Raw genomic sequence first — 15,499 nt, 5'->3', positions numbered from 1 at the left:
CCGTGCGCAGGTGGGTCAGACGCCTTCGTTGAACACGACGCCGGCGAACTTCTTCGGGTCGAAGTTCGCGGCCGCCTGGGCGATGGCGGCGGGCGTGTCGCGCCCGTAGCCGGCCACCAGCACCACGACATCGGCCAGTTCCGAGAGGATGCGGGCATCCGGCGCGCCGCGCACCGGCGGCGCATCCAGGAACAGATGGCAGTTGGGGTAGCGGCTGCGCAGCGAATCCAGCAGCAGGCGCATGCGGAAGGACGAGAAATACTCCGAGCCCGTCTCGCGCGTGCGCCCCGCGGGCAGCAGGCGCAGGCGCGGCACGCCGGTGTCGTACAGCACGCTCTCGGTGGTGCGTTCCTGGTCTTCCAGGTAGTCGACCAGGCCGCCCCCTTCGGCGGACAGCTTCATCGTGCGGTCCTGCGTGGGCTGGCGCAGGTCGCAGTCGATCAGCAGCGCACTCTTGGTCTCGTCGAACGCGACCGCCACGGCGAGGTTGCGCGCCACGAAACTGCCGCCGCTGCCGGGGCTCACGGGGGTCACGAGGGTGATGAAATTGCCCTCGGCCACGGACAGCAGCTGGGTGCGCAGCTCGCGGAAGGCGTCGACTTCGCGCCGTGCCGCATCGCTGCGGTAGATGGTGGCGCGGTCTTCCAGCTGCAGCGGGCTGAGGGCGGTGACCGGTGCGCGCGGCGCGATGGAACGGCTGGCGACGTGCTCGTCGCGGTCGCCCGCGGCGTCGTTGCCCAGCGGCCTGATCGGGTTGCTCATAGGACTTCCATTACCTTCAGCGTATAGGTCAGGCCGTACAGCAGCGGCACGGCGAGGAACAGCGACGCGGCCAGCGCGTAGCGCCGCAACGCCTTGCGCCGCCGGCGCCCGGTCAGGTACGCCGGCATGGTGCCGAGCACCGGCAGTCCGGCTTCGCGCTCGATCTGCAGCGGCGAGCGCACGCGCGGATCCAGCTTGATCAGCGCGAACAGCACGCCCAGGGGAATCAACAGTGCCAGGGCGATGCCGGCACCGGCCACGTGCATGACACGCAGGCCGCTCGGGCGCAGCGGCATCTGAGCGGGCTCCTGGATGCGGAAGCTCAGGCCGCGCTGCTCGGCGTCGAGGTTCATCGACACGCGGGCGTTCTCGCGGCGCTTCAGCAGGTCCTGGTAGAGATCGCGGTTGACCTCGTAGTCGCGGGTCAGTTCGGCCAGCGTGCTCTCCGACGAGGCGATCCGGTTGCTGCGCGCCATCTCGCTGGCCAGCATCTGCTCGGCGCTGCCGATGCGCGCGGCGGTGGCGGCGCTTCGACGGCGGGCTTCGGCCAGCTTGCTCCTCAATTCGCCGTACAGCGGATTGAAGGCGGCCGGGCCCTCCAGTGCCGTGCCCGCCGTGCGCGGCGCGTTTTCCTCGCGGCGCAGGTCTTCTTCCACGTCGCGGATCTGGTGCTGCACGCGCACCACGTCCGGGTGCTGTTCGGTGTACTGCAACAACAGGCGGTCGCGATCGGACTGCAGTTCGGCCAGGCGCGCGCGGTACTGGCCGGCGCGGGTCTGCACCAGGGTGATCTCGCTCTCGCCCGACAGCTGCGACTGCAGCGCGGCCTCCTGCGAGCGCAGGTCGATCAGTTCCATCCGCGCGCCCTCGATGATGCGGCGCAGCTCGCCGATGCGGGCGTTGACGTCGACGTCCGTACCCGGCCGCGCATCGGGCGTGCTCTGGCGGAAGTTCTCCAGGCCGGCCTCGGCGGTGGTCAGCTTCTCGTGGTACTGGTTCACCTGCGAATCGATGAAGGCGTACGCCTCACTGCTCTCGCGTTCCTTGGTGGCCAGGCTTTCCTGGATGACCAGTTCGGCGAAACGGCGGGTGATCTCGTAGGCCCGCGTGGCGTCCGAGTCGCTGTACGCGATCTCGATGAGGTTGGCGCGCGGGTTGCTGATGCTGGTGCGGTCGATGATCTTCTCGATCAGCTTGTCCTGCTCCAGCGGCGTGGGGTTGTCCTCCATCCAGCCGCCGGTCTTGAGGATCTCTTCCATCACGCGGCGGCTGAAGGCGACTTCGCGCAGGATGCTGGCGCGGTCGACGACACTGGTGGCGACTGCGCGGCCTTCCATCAGCGGCGCGATGATGTTGCGGTCTTCCACCAGGATGATCGTGGAGGAGGTGTACTTCTTGGGCAGCATCATGCCGATGACCAGGCCGAGCAGCGCGATGCCCGCGAACAGGCTCGCCAGCAGCACGGCGCGACGCTTGAACTCCTTGCTCAGCACCGGTACCGCATCGAACGCGGAGCGCCCCTCTTCGGGCGCTCCCCAGGCAGCGGACTGGTTCACAGGACGCGTTCCGGCACGGTGATCACGTCACCCGGGGCGACGGTGAAGTTGGTACTCAGGTCGCCGCGGTTGAGGATGCGGTCCAGCCGCACGGCGTAGCTCTGCGTGGCGTCGGCCGTCTTGCGGTACAGGTTGGAACGGTCGGGCGCGGCGAACTCGGTGACGCCGCCGGCGGCCAGCACGGCGTCCAGCACCGTCATGCCCGGGCGATAGGGGATCGAGACGGGCTGGCGCACCGCACCGGTGACGCGCACGCGCGACAGGTACTCGTGGCTGCGCAGTTCGGTCAGGATCACGGCGACCTGCGGGTCGCGCACGTAGGCGCCGAGCTTTTCCTGGATGTCCTTGGCGACCTCGGCGGGGCTGTGGCCGGCGGCCGACACGTCGCCCACCAGCGGGACCGAGATCATCCCGTCCGGGCGGACCGGCACGGTGATGCCGAGTTCCGGGTTGCGCCAGACCGACACCTGCACGATGTCGTCCACGCCGATCTGGTAGTTCTCGACGGCGGTGCTGGCCTGTTGCGGCGGTGCGGACTTGCTGCCGGCGTTGCCGGAGGCGCAGCCGGCGAGAAGAAGCGCCAGGACGACGGCCAGAAGGCCGGCGAAGGTGCGGTTCATGGAACATCCCCTGTGTTGGTGCGGATTGCCCCATACAACGCAGGGAGTGCCCGCGCCCGGCCACCGGACGCGGGCGAAAGGGCGGTCAGACCCGATAGAACTCGCGGTACCAGTCGACGAAACGGCGCACGCCCGTCTCGATGGGCGTGGACGGGTGGTAACCGGTGTCGCGACGCAGCGCTTCGACATCGGCGCAGGTGTCGGGCACGTCGCCGGGCTGCATCGGCAGCAGGCGCTTCTCGGCCTTGCGGCCCAGGCATTCCTCCAGCACTTCGATGTAGCGCAGCAGCTCCACCGGCTGGTGGTTGCCGATGTTGTACACACGCCAGGGCGCGCTGGACGAGCCGGGGTTGGGGAGCAGCGGGTCGTAGGTCGGGTCCGGGCTGGGCACCGTGTCGAGCGTGCGGATGACGCCTTCGACGATGTCGTCGACGAAGGTGAAGTCGCGCGTGTGGCGGCCATGGTTGAACACGTCGATGGGCCGGCCTTCGAGGATGCTCTTGGTGAACAGGAACAGCGCCATGTCCGGGCGGCCCCACGGTCCGTAGACCGTAAAGAAGCGCAGGCCGGTGGTCGGCAGCCCGAACAGGTGGCTGTACGTATGCGCCATCAGCTCGTTGGCCTTCTTGGTGGCGGCATACAGGCTGACCGGATGGTCCACGCTGTCCTCCACCGCGAACGGCAGCTTGCGGTTGGCGCCGTAGACCGAACTGGACGAGGCGTACACCAGGTGTTCGACGCCGCGATGGCGGCAGGCTTCCAGGATGTTGGTGAAGCCGACGATGTTGCTGTCGATGTAGGCGTGCGGGTTCTCCAGCGAATAGCGCACGCCGGCCTGGGCGGCCAGGTTCACCACGCGCTGCGGCTTGAAGTCGTCGAACGCGGCCTCCATCGCCGCGCGGTCTTCGAGCGAGGCCCGCACGAAGCGGAACCCGTCCTTGGGCTGCAGGCGCGCCAGGCGCGCCTCTTTCAGGGTGGGGTCGTAATAGTCGTTGAGGTTGTCGTATCCCAGCACCTCATCGCCGCGGTCGAGCAGGCGATGGCTGAGATGGGAGCCGATGAAGCCGGCGGCACCGGTAACGAGGACGCGCATCGAGGATTCTCGTGGGGAAGGACGTTACAGGCAGTCGTCGACAGCGTGGCGGGGCAGCGCCCGCTTCACGTCGAACACCACCGCGCCTGGCTTGCCGAGGGCGCGCACGCCGTCGCCGCCACGCTCGGTGAATTCGCGGTGGGCGACCGCCAGGATCACGGCATCGTACTGGCCGGCCTGAGGCTCGGCCACCAGGTCCAGGCCGTATTCGTGCTTGGCTTCGGCGGCGCTGACCCACGGGTCGTGCACGTCCACCTGCGCGTTGTAGCTGCGCAGTTCGGCCACGATGTCGACCACGCGCGTGTTGCGCACGTCGGGACAGTTCTCCTTGAATGCCAGCCCCAGCACCAGCACCCTGGCGCCGGCCGTGGGCAGGTTCTGCCGGGCCATCAGCTTGGCCACGCGTCGCGCGACATGGCTGCCCATGCCGTCGTTGATGCGGCGGCCAGCCAGGATCACGTCGGGGTGGTAGCCGATCTGCTGCGCCTTGTGGGTCAGGTAATACGGGTCCACGCCGATGCAGTGGCCGCCGACCAGGCCCGGGCGGAACGGCAGGAAGTTCCATTTGGTGCCGGCGGCCTCGAGCACCTCATGGGTGTCGATGCCCAGGCGATGGAAGATCAGGGCCAGTTCGTTGATCAGCGCGATGTTGACGTCGCGCTGGGTGTTCTCGATGACCTTGGCGGCCTCGGCCACGCGGATGCTGCTGGCCTTGTGGGTGCCGGCGGTGATGATGCTGCCGTACAGCGCGTCGACGAAGTCCGCGACCTCGGCGGTGGAGCCGGAGGTCACCTTCATGATGGTTTCCAGGCGGTGCTGCTTGTCGCCGGGGTTGATGCGCTCCGGGCTGTAGCCGGCATAGAAGTCCTGGTTGAACCGCAGTCCCGATTCGCGCTCGATGATCGGTACGCAGGTCTCTTCGGTGGCGCCGGGATACACGGTCGATTCGTAGATCGCGACTGCACCCTTGCCGATCGCGCGGCCCACGGTGCGGCTGGCCGATTCCAGCGGATGCAGGTCGGGGCGCTTGTAGTCGTCGATCGGGGTGGGGACGGTGACGATGAACACGTTGCAGCCCGCCAGCGCCGCCGGGTCGTCGCTGAAGTCGAGCAGCGGCGTGTCGCGCAGCTCGTCGGCGCTCACTTCCAGCGTGTGGTCCTGGTGCTCGCGCAGTTCTGCCACGCGCTTGCTGTTGATGTCGAAACCCAGGGTGGGGAACTTGCGGCCGAAGGCGACGGCCAGCGGCAGCCCGACGTATCCCAGGCCGATCACGGCGATCCTGACCTGGTCCAGGGTGGGCAATGGAGCGTTCATCAATGTGGGGTCCCCTGTGTACTGCGTGTTGGAAGAGTCTATAAGGCCGGGGGCATGCCCGCGCTGCCGCCGGCGGCCCCATGTCGAGTCGATCAACGTGCAAAGCCCCGTCGAGAGGACACGCTTGCGCAATGGCCTGATTGCGCCGCGCTCTGCGTACCAGAGGCATGATCGGCCACCAGGAGGGTGGCGACCAGCGACCGGGGAGTCGACATGCGGATCCTGTTGTGCGGTGGCGCCGGCTACATCGGCGCGCATGCTTACGTGGTGCTCGTCGAGCGGGGCCACGACGTGGTGGTGGCGGACAACTTCAGCAACAGTTCGCCGGGCGTATTGGCCCGCCTGCAGCAGATCACCGGGCATCCGGTGCCGTTCCAGCCGCTGGACCTGCGCGACCGCGAGGCGGTCGTCGGCTTCTTCGCGCGGCAGCAGTTCGATGCGGTGGTGCACTTCGCGGCGTTGAAGGCGGTGGGCGAATCCTGCGAGCGTCCGCTGGACTATTTCCACAACAACATCAGCGGCACGCTCAACCTGTTGCACGGCATGCAGGCGGCGGGCGTCAAGCGGCTGGTGTTCAGCTCGTCGGCCACCGTCTACGGCGACCCCGCGAGCGTGCCCGTCCGTGAAGACGCGCGCCTTCAGGTCACCAACCCGTACGGCCGGACCAAGCTGGTGATGGAACAGCTGATCGGCGACCTCTGCGAAAGCGATCCGGGTTTCCACGCCGCCAACCTGCGCTACTTCAATCCCGTGGGCGCGCACGTCTCCGGCCTGATCGGCGAGGACCCGACCGGAATCCCGAACAACCTGATGCCCTACATCTGCCAGGTGGCCGTGGGCCGGCGCGAGCACCTGAGCGTGTTCGGCGGCGACTGGCCCACGCCCGATGGCACCGGCGTGCGCGACTACATCCACGTGATGGACCTGGCACGCGCGCACGCGGATGCGCTGGATTTCCTGGTGCGCGAGCGCCGCAACCTCACCGTCAACCTCGGCACCGGGCAGGGCATCAGCGTGCTGCAGCTGGTGAACGCGTTCGCGGGTGCGGCCGAGCGCGCGATCCCGTACCAGATCGTCGCGCGTCGCGCGGGCGATGTGGCCGAAGTGTATGCCGATCCATCGCTGGCCAACGACGTGCTGGGCTGGCGTGCGGAGCTCGACGTCGACGCGATGTGCCGTGATGCCTGGCGGTGGCAGTCGCAGAACCCGCAGGGCTATCCGTCCGCCTGACCGGACGCCGCGAACGTGACCGGTTTGGCATAAGCGAGCCTGCGGCGGCCGGCCGCAGGCTGGCGACGCGGTGGCGATTGGTCGAGAATCGACGCACCTCCCGCTCGCCTGGATCCGCTTGCCAACCGACGCCGTTCGCGACCTGGCGGAACAGAACCGCTCACGCTACGGCCAGCGCATGTACCGCATGCGCGCGCTGGGGCTGGGCCTGGGAGCGCTGTGCGTGGGCGCCGTGCTGTACGAACACGCGGCGCCTCCTGCGTTGTGGGCGTTGCTGGCCGCGCATGGGTTCCTGTGGCCGCACTTGGCCTACTGGCGGGTGAAGCGGCAGCACGACGCACCGTTGCAGACGGAGTTCCAGAACCTCACCTTCGACGCCGCGATGGGCGGGTTCTGGATCGCGGCGATGCAGTTCGATGCGCTGCCCAGCGTGCTGCTGGCGGTGATGCTGACGATGGACAAGGTCATCGTCGGTGGCGGGCGTTTCGCGGTGCGCACGCTGGCGGCGATGGCGCTGACCTGCCTGGCGGCCAGCGCGGCCTGGGGCTTCGCCTTCGAGCCCTTCACGAGCTATCCGGTAGTGCTTGCGTGCCTGCCTTTCCTCGCGATCTATCCGACGGCCATCGGCATCGCGACCCATTCGCTTGCGCGCAGGGCGCGGCAGCAGAAGGACCTGCTCGAGAAGATGGCGCGCTTCGATGCCGCGACCGGATTGATGAACCGCCAGCAATGGCTGCACGCGGCGACCCACGAGCTCAAACGCTACCAGCGCGCCGGGCGTACCGCAGTGCTCGTCTTGATCGACATCGACCGCTTCAAGGACATCAACGACGGCTACGGCCATACGGTCGGGGACGAGGTGGTGGAAGAGTTCGCCCGCCTGCTGAAAGCCTGTCTGCGTGATGTCGACACGAGCGGACGCTACGGCGGCGACGAGTTCGGCGTGGTGATGCCCGACACGCGATGGGAAGAGGCCATCGTGGCCGCCGAGCGCCTGCGCCGGCAGGTCGCGGCGTGCGGATTCTCCAAGCGTGCGTTGCGGTGCACCGTCAGCATCGGCCTGGCGGAATCCCATGCGGGCATCGCGTCGGTGTCGGACTGGATCAACAGCGCCGACAGTGCCCTCTACCGCGCGAAGGCCCAGGGGCGCGACTGCATCGTCGTCGGCTGCTGAGGCGCGCTCAGTCGAGCAGGGCGTCGACCACGGCCGTGGGTTGTTTCATCCAGGCGAAGTGATCGGCGCGTGCGCCCAGGCGTGCATGGTCGAGCACCGTCACGTGGGCGGGACTCCCGGGCAGTTTCGCCATCAAGGCCCGCAGCGAACTTTCCGGAGCCAGCCAGTCATCGTCGAACAACACGCCGCGCACAGGCGCACGCACGCCTCGCATGCCGGCGTCCAGGTCCACCGGCCAGCCCGCTGCGCGATAGCGGCCGCTCAACCCCACCCGCGCCCAGTCGCGGATCAAACCGCGTGCTTCATCGCCACCGAAGCCCAGTCGGCGACCGGGCAGGGCGCCACAGGCGCGTGCCAGCCAGGGCGCGAACTGGTAGAAGAATGGCAGCGCGTAACCACGCGGCGCGGGGAACGTTCGCCAGTATGGCGTTCCGCTGGCGACCAGCCAGAGGCTCGCGAACGCGTCGGCAGCCTGACCTGCATGGCAGGCCGCCAGCTGGCCGCCCAGGCTGTGGCCGCCGATGCGATGGGGAATGTCCCGCAGGCGACCACGCATCGCGGCGTGGCTGAGCGGCAGGTCGGTGCCCAGCAACTCGCGATAGCCCCAGTCCGTGTGCCGTCCGGCGCGGAGCGAACTGCTGCCATTGCCGCGCCATTCGTGCACGAAGACCGCGATGCCGCGGGCGGCCAGCATCTCGGCGAACGGCAGGTAATGACGCGCCGCGACCCCCAGCGCGGGTACCCACAGGAGCGTGGAGACGGGATGGGTCGGAATACGGGCGACCAGGGTGTAGCCGTGACCATCCTGCGATTGCAGCGGAATGTCTTCCGCAAGCCGGGACGTGTCGGTGGCATTCATGCGGTCGGTGCAGCCCCGGTGTGGTCCAGCACGACGATGTCGCTGCGTCCCGGCCGATAGCCGCCGCGCAACGCAGCGTGCACGTAGTCCGAAGCGGCGAGGCATGCCGCCTTCATCGCCATGCCTTGCGCGCCACGCGCCGCGATGGCGGAAGCGAGCGTGCAGCCGGTGCCATGGGCTTCCAGGGCCAGGCGCGGGTGCGAAGTTTCGGTCATTCCGTCCGCATCGACGTACAGGTCCACCACATCGCCGTCGCCCGGCAGATGGCCACCCTTGAGGAACACGGCTCGGGCGCCCAGCGCCAGCAGGTCGTTCGCGGCCCTGCGCATCGCCGGCGCATCGGCAATGGCGCGCCCGAGCAGCAGTTCCGCTTCCGGAAGATTCGGCGTCACCACGTCCGCCAGCGGCAGCAACCGTGTGCGCAGTGCTTGCAGGGCGCTGTCTTCCAGCAGCTTGGCGCCGCTGGTGGCCACCATGACCGGATCGACCACCACCGTGGCCGGGCGATGCACGCGCAAGGCCTCGGCCACCACGCCGATGACGTCGGCGGTCGCCAGCATGCCCAGTTTCACGGCGCGCACGTCGAAATCGTCGAAGCATGCGTCAAGCTGCGCGCGGAGGAAATCCATCGGCGGCACGTTTACCGCGGTAACGCCCCGCGTGTGCTGTGCGGTGAGCGCGGCGATGGCGGAGAGGCCATGCACGCGGTGGGCGGCGAAGGTCTTGAGGTCGGCCTGGATGCCGGCACCGCCACCGGAGTCGGAACCGGCGATGGTCAGGGCGGAAACCACGGAGGGAACGGTCATGCGCGGATTGTGCCATCCGTACGCGGGCGGGTGGCGGGGCGGGTCACGCCGTCGGCGACCGTGCGCGCATCCACTGGCGATACAGCACGTAGCCGACGCCGGTGCAGCCGGTCAGCAGCGCCGGCGCCAGCAGGGCGTCGTAACCGACTTGCCGATACAGCCAGGCGCCGAGCACGCCACCGCCCAGGAAGCCGCTGATGATCAGGGCGCTGAGCGTCAGTCGCCTTACCGGCAACGGCATGCCGCGCAGCAGGTGCCCCAGGCCGATGCCGAGGTCGGTGAACATGCCACTGAGGTGGGTGGTACGCACGGCGGCACCGCTGTAGGTCGTGACCATCGCGTTCTGCAGGCCGCAGGCCACGGCAGCGAGCAGGGCACCCCAGATCTGTTCCTGCTTGAACAGCGGGACCGCGGCGATCAGCAGCACGGCCTCCAGCGCGAGCACCACGCCGTACCGGCGGCCGAGTTTCAGCGTCTGGTCCTGGATGATCAGGCCGCTGAGCATCGCGCCGAGGCAGAACGCGATCAGCACGCCCCACAGGTGGATCACCGCACGCAGGTCGCCCTGCGCGATCGCCGCACCCAGCAGGCTGGTGGTGCCGGTCAGATGGCTGACCGCCTGGTGTTCGAACCCCAGGTAGCCGATGACGTTGACCATGCCGGCCACGCAGGCCAGCAGCACGGCACCGATCCAGACCCAGCGGGGAAGTTGGAGGCCCATGGCGTCAATGAGCCCCGCGTGCAGAACGCGGACCTCGTCCCGGCCACAGCCATGCAAGCGACCAGGCGGCACAGACCGGAAGGAGTTCGGACGCCCAATACTTCCATGCTGAATAGTCGAGGGTTACGTCCAACAGCACCTTCAGGATGCCGGCGCCTATCGACTGGACCAGTACCCAGGCAAGCAGCAGATGGAGCCCGCGCCAACGCGCGATTCCGGTGGAGAACCACCAGTAGGCGACCGTCGCAAACAGGATATATCCACTTGTGCGGACGACGTTGAAGGACGCGAATCCAACATCATCCGGGGCGAACCGGAACAGGAATAGCGAGAGCAACATGCTGGTGCCAATGGACCATGTAGCCAGTGCCGAGAACAGGACGACGCCACCCAGCAGGACGCGCCGCCATTGCACGCCAAACTTCAGCGCTGCGGCGGCATCCGTGGGGGCGGCGGCGGATGCGTAGCGTGTCGGCGTGTAGGGATCATGCATGGCTGCCTGCTCTGGTGTCGCCACGCAGGCCGCAAGGGCCAGCGTGGCGATCGATACCGCTACAGCACTTCCGACGCGTAATCCGCCAGGCGCGAGCGCTCGCCGCGTCGCAGCGTGATGTGCGCGCTGTGCGCCCAGTTCTTGAAGCGGTCCACCGCGTAGGTCAGGCCCGATGTCGTCTCCGTCAGGTAGGGCGTGTCTATCTGTTCCACGTTGCCCAGGCAGACGATCTTGGTGCCGGGGCCGGCGCGGGTGATCAGCGTCTTCATCTGCTTCGGCGTGAGATTCTGCGCCTCGTCGAGGATCAGGTAGCGCGACAGGAACGTACGGCCACGCATGAAGTTCATCGAACGGATCTTGATGCGCGAGGCGAGCAGGTCATTGGTCGCCGCACGGCCCCAGGCGCCGCCTTCCTGGTTGTGCGTCAGCACTTCCAGGTTGTCGGTAAGCGCGCCCATCCACGGCGTCATCTTCTCTTCCTCGGTGCCCGGCAGGAAGCCGATGTCCTCCCCGACGCTGACCGTGGCGCGGGTCATGATGATCTCGCGGTAGCGCTGCTGGTCCATCGTCTGCGCCAGGCCGGCGGCGAGCGCGAGCAGCGTCTTGCCGGTGCCGGCGGTGCCGAGGAGGGTGACGAAATCGACTTCGGGATCCATCAGCGCGTTGAGCGCGAAATTCTGTTCGCGGTTGCGCGCATTGATGCCCCACACCGCATGCTGGCTGTGGCGGAAGTCGTCGACGATCTGCAGCGTCGCCTTGTCGCCCTCGACCTTGCTGACGCGGAATTCGGACTCGTCGTCGCCGGGCAGGTACAGGTACTGGTTGGGGTACCAGCCCGCGCCATCGGCCATCGTCACTTCGTAGAACGTGCGGCCCTTGTCGGTCCACGAGCGCAGGTCCTTGCCATGGCGTTGCCAGAAATCCTCCGGCAGCGGATCGGCGCCGGTGTACAGCAGGCTGAAATCGTCGAGCGCGCGATCATTCTCGTAGTCCTCCGACACGATGCCGGCGATCGCCGCCTTGATGCGCAGGTTGATGTCCTTGGAGACGAACACCACCGGGATCTCCGGCTCGCTCTCCTTCAGCGCGAGAATGGCGCCGAGGATGGCGTTGTCGGGAATGACCGCACCGAAGCTCTTGCCGGCATCGAAATGGCTGGTCTGGAAGCGCAGCAGGCCCGCGCTCTGTGAGCCGCGCAGCTGCAGGCTGTTGGGCTGCACGAGCGGAATGCCGGCGGCCAGGTTGTCCAGGCCGGACGCCTCGACCAGTTCGTTGAGGAAGCGGCTGACCTGCCGCGCGTTGCGGCTCGCTTCCGAGGTTCCCTTCTTGCCGTTGTCCAGTTCCTCGATCACCTGCATCGGCAGGAAGACGTCGTGCTCCTCGAACTTGAACAGCGCGGTGGGGTCGTGCATCAGCACGTTGGTGTCCAACACATAGATACGCTTGCTACGGGTCATTCGGGCAACCTCATCGAGGAAGATGTGTGAACACGGGCAACATTTCCGCGGACAGCAGCGAACCACCATGACCCGCCGCGGCGCGGGATGGTGGGTGGAAGGGAAGGGGATTTCGTCACTGGGCCTGGTGGGCCTTCAGCGCGTCCAGCACGGCGTCGGCATGGCCGGGAACCTTCACGCCGCGCCACTCCTGCACGATGCGGCCGTCCGGCGAGATCAGGAAGGTGCTGCGCACCACGCCCAGCACCTTGCGGCCATACATGTTCTTCTCGTGGATCACGTCGAAGGCCTTGCACAGCGCTTCGTCGGCGTCGCTCACTAGCGGGAACCTGAAGCCCTGCTTGGCGCAGAAGTTGTCGTGCGATTTCACCGAGTCGCGCGAGACGCCCAGTACGGTGGCGTCGAGCTTGGCGAACTTCGGCAGCAGCGCGTTGAAGTCCAGACCCTCGGTGGTGCAGCCGGGAGTGCTGTCCTTCGGATAGAAGTAGAGCACCAGCCATCGGCCGGCGTAGTCGGCGAGGGTGGCGGTCTCGCCGCCAGACAGGGCCAGCGGCAGTTTCAGTGTCGATTTGGGCAGGGCTTTCGCGCTTTTCGCCGTCATCGTCAGAACTTCATCGGATCCATGATCGCGTCCAGGTTCAGATGGTCGCAGAATTCGAGGAAATCGTCGCGCAGCGCGGCGATGTGCATGTTGGCCGGCACGCCGATGGTGACCTGCGCCGAGAACATCTCCGCCCCGGTCTGCATCGCGCGGTAGCGCGTGCTCTGCAGGTTCTCGATGGTGATCCCCTGGCGGTCGAAGAAGTCCGCCAGCTGGAACAGGATGCCAGGCTTGTCGGCGGCCACCACTTCCACGATGTACGGCAGCAGGTTGGACTGCACCACCTTCGGCCCGGTGCGGTAGAACACCAGCTTCAGGCCGTCGTCGCGCTCGAGCCGCGACAGCATGGCTTCCAGCTTCGCCACCGCGTCCCACGACCCGGTCGCGAGCGCGGTCACCGACACGTCGCGGCCCACCGTGGACAGCCGCGCGTCCACCAGATTGCAGCCGCTGTCGGCGATCCGGCGCGTCACCGACAGGAGCGGCGATTCCGGATGCGTCGTATAGGCGGTGATCAGGAGGTGGTTTTCGGTCGGCGAAGGCCGGGGCGTGGAATCGGTCAAGAGAGCTTCCGGCGTTGCGGTCAGGCTGAATGGCGGCCGGGCAGCGGCCCGACGACGCAGGCAGCATACTTGCCCGCCCTTTGAGCCCGCAAGTAACATGCGGCCGACATTGCAGGCGGACCGGGACGACCGCGCTCACGGGCGCTTCCGGTGCGCCGGATCCCCACCGAGAGCCTCCCCTTGCACCTTTCCGGCAGCATCACCGCACTGGCCACGCCGTTTTCGGCGTCGGGCGAACTCGACCTGCACGCCTGGCGCGCGCTGCTGAAACAGCAGCTCGACGGCGGCACGCAGGGCGTGGTGGTGGCGGGTTCGACCGGCGAAGCGGCGGCGTTGTCCGACGACGAGTACGACACGGTCCTGCGCATCGCGGTGGAAGAGGTGCGTGGGCGCCTTCCCGTGTTGGCCGGCACCGGCCAGATGAATACCGCCAGGACCATCGCGGCGACCCGCCGTGCGGCCGCGGGCGGCGCGCAGTTCGCGCTGGTGGTGACGCCGCCCTATGTCCGGCCGACGCAGGCAGGCCTGGTGGCCCACTATCGCGCCGTCGCCGACCTGGGCGGCCTGCCGGTCGTTCTCTACAACGTGCCGGGCCGGACCGGCTGTGACCTGCTGCCGGAAACGGTCGCCGAACTCGTCGACCACCCGAACATCGTCGGCATCAAGGAAGCGCGTTCCGAGCCCGAGCGCATGTCCGCACTGCTGGCGCTGCGCACGCCGGGCTTCGCCATCCTGAGTGGTGACGACCCGACCGCGTCGCGCGCGATCCTGGCCGGAGCCGATGGCCTGATCTCGGTCGGGTCCAATGCGTTGCCGCGCACGTTCCGCCGCCTGTGCGACGTGGCGCGCGCCGGTGATGCCGCGGCCGCGTCAGCGCTGGACGCGCAGCTGCAGGAGATCTACGCCTTCCTCGGCGTCGAATCCAATCCCATTCCGGTGAAGGCGCTGCTGCAGCGTGCGGGGTTCGGCCACGGCCTGCGCCTGCCGCTGCTCGCGCTGTCCGCCGCCCATGCCGATACCGCCGATCGCCTCGCCGCCTTGGCGCAGGCGCTGGAAGCACAATCCAGCCGCGATACCCTCGCGGCCTGAACCCAGGAGAACCTCATGCGTCTTTCGTCTTCCCTCGTGCGTCCGCTTGCCCTCGCGCTGCTGGTCGTCTCCGTCGCCGGCTGCTCGTGGTTCAAGAAGGGTGCGCGGGGCGACTATGCACTGGCGCCGGAAGCCCGTCCGCTGGAAGTGCCGCCGGACCTCAACCTGCCCAACACCAGCGGCGCCATGCAGGTGCCGGCCGCCAGCCAGGCCACGTCGTCCAACGCCCCTACCGCCGGTGGGTTCAGCGTGGCCGGCTCACGCGACGACGCCTTCACCCGCGTCGGTGAAGCGCTTGCCGGCGTCGAAGGCGTGACCATCGCCAGCCGCGCGCAGCTGCTGGGGACCTATGACGTGAGCTACGAAGGCGCAAGCTTCCTGGTGCGCGTGTCGGCGGTGGACGCAGGCGCGTACGTATCGGCGGTCGATCCGCGCGGCCTGCCGGCGACGTCGCCGGCCGCGACCAAGCTGCTTGCGGCATTGAAGGCGAAGCTGGGCGGCTGATCGCATCCGCCGCGACATGCGAGAAGGGCGCCGCAAGGCGCCCTTTTTCATGGGAGGCGTTCCGCCATGCCGCGCGGTCAGCGCTCCAGCAGCGGCAACTTGCCGGGCTTTCCTTCCCACTCCTTGGCGTCCGGCAACGGCTCCTTGCGGGTGGTGATCACCGGCCAGGCGCGCGAGAGTTCGGCGTTCAGCGCCACGTAGCCCTCCTGTCCCGCCGGCACGTCGTCCTCGGGATAGATGGCATTGATGGGGCATTCCGGCTCGCACAGCGTGCAGTCGATGCATTCGTCCGGATCGATCACCAGGAAGTTCGGCCCTTCGTGGAAACAGTCCACCGGACAGACCTCCACGCAGTCGGTGTACTTGCACTTGATGCAGTTTTCGGTGACGACGAAGGGCATGAAGACGAGCGCTCGAGCGGGAACCGCGCAAGTTTAATGCAGCCGGCCCGTCGTGGCGCGAATGCAGGCAGGCGTCCGCGTGATGCGCACTTCATCGCGACACAATGACGCAGCCCCGACCCTGTACCGCTTCGACCGTGCATCGGGCGTCGTCCCATCCGCCGGCGGGATTGCGGGTTTCGAATCCAATTAAGTTCACAAATAGGACAAACAATTGAGATTGGCTGGGTTTATTCCATTTTTGATAGCACCCAAG

The 15,499-nt window shown here is 67.7% G+C and carries 17 protein-coding genes; 4 read left to right on the top strand and 13 right to left on the bottom strand.

Annotated elements, in window-relative coordinates:
* Window positions 1-15: 15 nt before the first annotated feature.
* From ACSQ19_RS01095 to ACSQ19_RS01075, 5 genes are all read right to left on the bottom strand, one after another.
* On the bottom strand, window positions 16-762 hold the full coding sequence (locus tag ACSQ19_RS01095) for a polysaccharide biosynthesis protein (RefSeq protein ID WP_296282590.1): 747 nt from the start codon (window positions 760-762) through the stop codon (window positions 16-18).
* Window positions 759-2,318: an XrtA system polysaccharide chain length determinant gene (locus ACSQ19_RS01090; protein WP_296282591.1), complete on the bottom strand. Its 1,560-nt coding sequence runs from the start codon at window positions 2,316-2,318 to the stop codon at window positions 759-761. Before ACSQ19_RS01090 ends, ACSQ19_RS01095 begins: the two co-directional genes overlap by 4 nt.
* The gene (locus tag ACSQ19_RS01085; protein ID WP_296282592.1) at window positions 2,315-2,938 is read right to left on the bottom strand and encodes an XrtA/PEP-CTERM system exopolysaccharide export protein; all 624 of its coding nucleotides are present in this window, start codon (window positions 2,936-2,938) and stop codon (window positions 2,315-2,317) included. Before ACSQ19_RS01085 ends, ACSQ19_RS01090 begins: the two co-directional genes overlap by 4 nt.
* An 85-nt stretch (window positions 2,939-3,023) precedes the next feature.
* Complete coding sequence (locus ACSQ19_RS01080) at window positions 3,024-4,031, bottom strand: NAD-dependent epimerase (protein WP_435999370.1); 1,008 nt, start codon at window positions 4,029-4,031, stop codon at window positions 3,024-3,026.
* A gap of 24 nt (window positions 4,032-4,055) precedes the next feature.
* Window positions 4,056-5,345, bottom strand: coding sequence for a nucleotide sugar dehydrogenase (locus ACSQ19_RS01075; RefSeq protein WP_296282594.1), 1,290 nt, complete (start codon window positions 5,343-5,345; stop codon window positions 4,056-4,058).
* 213 nt (window positions 5,346-5,558) lie between these two features.
* Between ACSQ19_RS01075 and galE the strand changes: the two genes are divergently transcribed.
* Window positions 5,559-6,575, top strand: coding sequence for a UDP-glucose 4-epimerase GalE (gene galE, locus ACSQ19_RS01070; protein ID WP_435999367.1), 1,017 nt, complete (start codon window positions 5,559-5,561; stop codon window positions 6,573-6,575).
* Window positions 6,576-6,693: 118 nt separating this feature from the next.
* Complete coding sequence (locus ACSQ19_RS01065) at window positions 6,694-7,749, top strand: diguanylate cyclase (RefSeq protein ID WP_435999365.1); 1,056 nt, start codon at window positions 6,694-6,696, stop codon at window positions 7,747-7,749.
* Window positions 7,750-7,756: 7 nt separating this feature from the next.
* On the opposite strand, the gene ACSQ19_RS01060 is transcribed toward ACSQ19_RS01065, so the two are convergent.
* The 7 genes from ACSQ19_RS01060 to ACSQ19_RS01030 all read right to left on the bottom strand — a co-directional run bounded on the left by ACSQ19_RS01060 (window position 7,757) and on the right by ACSQ19_RS01030 (window position 13,249).
* Entirely contained in the window at window positions 7,757-8,608 is an 852-nt protein-coding gene (locus ACSQ19_RS01060; RefSeq protein ID WP_435999363.1) for an alpha/beta hydrolase family protein, read from the bottom strand.
* On the bottom strand, window positions 8,605-9,414 hold the full coding sequence (gene thiD, locus ACSQ19_RS01055; RefSeq protein WP_435999361.1) for a bifunctional hydroxymethylpyrimidine kinase/phosphomethylpyrimidine kinase: 810 nt from the start codon (window positions 9,412-9,414) through the stop codon (window positions 8,605-8,607). The genes ACSQ19_RS01060 and thiD overlap by 4 nt, the downstream gene beginning before the upstream one ends.
* A gap of 43 nt (window positions 9,415-9,457) precedes the next feature.
* Entirely contained in the window at window positions 9,458-10,135 is a 678-nt protein-coding gene (locus ACSQ19_RS01050) for a YoaK family protein (RefSeq protein WP_435999359.1), read from the bottom strand.
* A 4-nt stretch (window positions 10,136-10,139) separates the two neighbouring features.
* Window positions 10,140-10,628, bottom strand: coding sequence for a hypothetical protein (locus ACSQ19_RS01045; protein ID WP_435999357.1), 489 nt, complete (start codon window positions 10,626-10,628; stop codon window positions 10,140-10,142).
* Window positions 10,629-10,687: 59 nt separating this feature from the next.
* Window positions 10,688-12,085, bottom strand: coding sequence for a PhoH family protein (locus ACSQ19_RS01040; protein ID WP_296282601.1), 1,398 nt, complete (start codon window positions 12,083-12,085; stop codon window positions 10,688-10,690).
* A gap of 115 nt (window positions 12,086-12,200) precedes the next feature.
* Window positions 12,201-12,686: a peroxiredoxin gene (locus ACSQ19_RS01035; RefSeq protein WP_296282602.1), complete on the bottom strand. Its 486-nt coding sequence runs from the start codon at window positions 12,684-12,686 to the stop codon at window positions 12,201-12,203.
* Window positions 12,687-12,688: 2 nt separating this feature from the next.
* The gene (locus ACSQ19_RS01030; RefSeq protein ID WP_162336523.1) at window positions 12,689-13,249 is read right to left on the bottom strand and encodes a glycine cleavage system protein R; all 561 of its coding nucleotides are present in this window, start codon (window positions 13,247-13,249) and stop codon (window positions 12,689-12,691) included.
* A gap of 180 nt (window positions 13,250-13,429) precedes the next feature.
* Between ACSQ19_RS01030 and dapA the strand changes: the two genes are divergently transcribed.
* Both dapA and ACSQ19_RS01020 read left to right on the top strand, forming a co-directional pair.
* Entirely contained in the window at window positions 13,430-14,338 is a 909-nt protein-coding gene (gene dapA, locus ACSQ19_RS01025) for a 4-hydroxy-tetrahydrodipicolinate synthase (RefSeq protein WP_435999354.1), read from the top strand.
* A gap of 15 nt (window positions 14,339-14,353) precedes the next feature.
* On the top strand, window positions 14,354-14,842 hold the full coding sequence (locus ACSQ19_RS01020; protein WP_435999352.1) for a hypothetical protein: 489 nt from the start codon (window positions 14,354-14,356) through the stop codon (window positions 14,840-14,842).
* Window positions 14,843-14,919: 77 nt separating this feature from the next.
* Here ACSQ19_RS01020 and fdxA read toward each other — a convergent pair whose 3' ends face one another.
* On the bottom strand, window positions 14,920-15,243 hold the full coding sequence (gene fdxA / locus ACSQ19_RS01015) for a ferredoxin FdxA (RefSeq protein WP_296282606.1): 324 nt from the start codon (window positions 15,241-15,243) through the stop codon (window positions 14,920-14,922).
* Window positions 15,244-15,499: the final 256 nt, after the last annotated feature.

This window comes from Pseudoxanthomonas sp. LjRoot127, from assembly GCF_964253495.1.
Classification (GTDB): domain Bacteria; phylum Pseudomonadota; class Gammaproteobacteria; order Xanthomonadales; family Xanthomonadaceae; genus Pseudoxanthomonas_A.
The sequence above is the reverse complement of the archived record's forward strand: the minus strand, read 5'-3'. Positions and strand labels throughout refer to the sequence as shown.

What these genes read in the sequence shown, in the direction of transcription:
- ACSQ19_RS01020 (WP_435999352.1), top strand. Translation starts at nt 14,354, where the DNA reads ATGCGTCTTTCGTCTTCCCTCGTGCGTCCGCTTGCCCTCGCGCTGCTG.
- ACSQ19_RS01060 (WP_435999363.1), bottom strand. Translation starts at nt 8,608, where the DNA reads ATGAATGCCACCGACACGTCCCGGCTTGCGGAAGACATTCCGCTGCAA.
- fdxA (WP_296282606.1), bottom strand. Translation starts at nt 15,243, where the DNA reads ATGCCCTTCGTCGTCACCGAAAACTGCATCAAGTGCAAGTACACCGAC.
- ACSQ19_RS01035 (WP_296282602.1), bottom strand. Translation starts at nt 12,686, where the DNA reads ATGACGGCGAAAAGCGCGAAAGCCCTGCCCAAATCGACACTGAAACTG.
- ACSQ19_RS01085 (WP_296282592.1), bottom strand. Translation starts at nt 2,938, where the DNA reads ATGAACCGCACCTTCGCCGGCCTTCTGGCCGTCGTCCTGGCGCTTCTT.
- thiD (WP_435999361.1), bottom strand. Translation starts at nt 9,414, where the DNA reads ATGACCGTTCCCTCCGTGGTTTCCGCCCTGACCATCGCCGGTTCCGAC.
- ACSQ19_RS01050 (WP_435999359.1), bottom strand. Translation starts at nt 10,135, where the DNA reads ATGGGCCTCCAACTTCCCCGCTGGGTCTGGATCGGTGCCGTGCTGCTG.
- ACSQ19_RS01080 (WP_435999370.1), bottom strand. Translation starts at nt 4,031, where the DNA reads ATGCGCGTCCTCGTTACCGGTGCCGCCGGCTTCATCGGCTCCCATCTC.
- galE (WP_435999367.1), top strand. Translation starts at nt 5,559, where the DNA reads ATGCGGATCCTGTTGTGCGGTGGCGCCGGCTACATCGGCGCGCATGCT.
- ACSQ19_RS01040 (WP_296282601.1), bottom strand. Translation starts at nt 12,085, where the DNA reads ATGACCCGTAGCAAGCGTATCTATGTGTTGGACACCAACGTGCTGATG.
- ACSQ19_RS01075 (WP_296282594.1), bottom strand. Translation starts at nt 5,345, where the DNA reads ATGAACGCTCCATTGCCCACCCTGGACCAGGTCAGGATCGCCGTGATC.
- ACSQ19_RS01045 (WP_435999357.1), bottom strand. Translation starts at nt 10,628, where the DNA reads ATGCATGATCCCTACACGCCGACACGCTACGCATCCGCCGCCGCCCCC.
- ACSQ19_RS01095 (WP_296282590.1), bottom strand. Translation starts at nt 762, where the DNA reads ATGAGCAACCCGATCAGGCCGCTGGGCAACGACGCCGCGGGCGACCGC.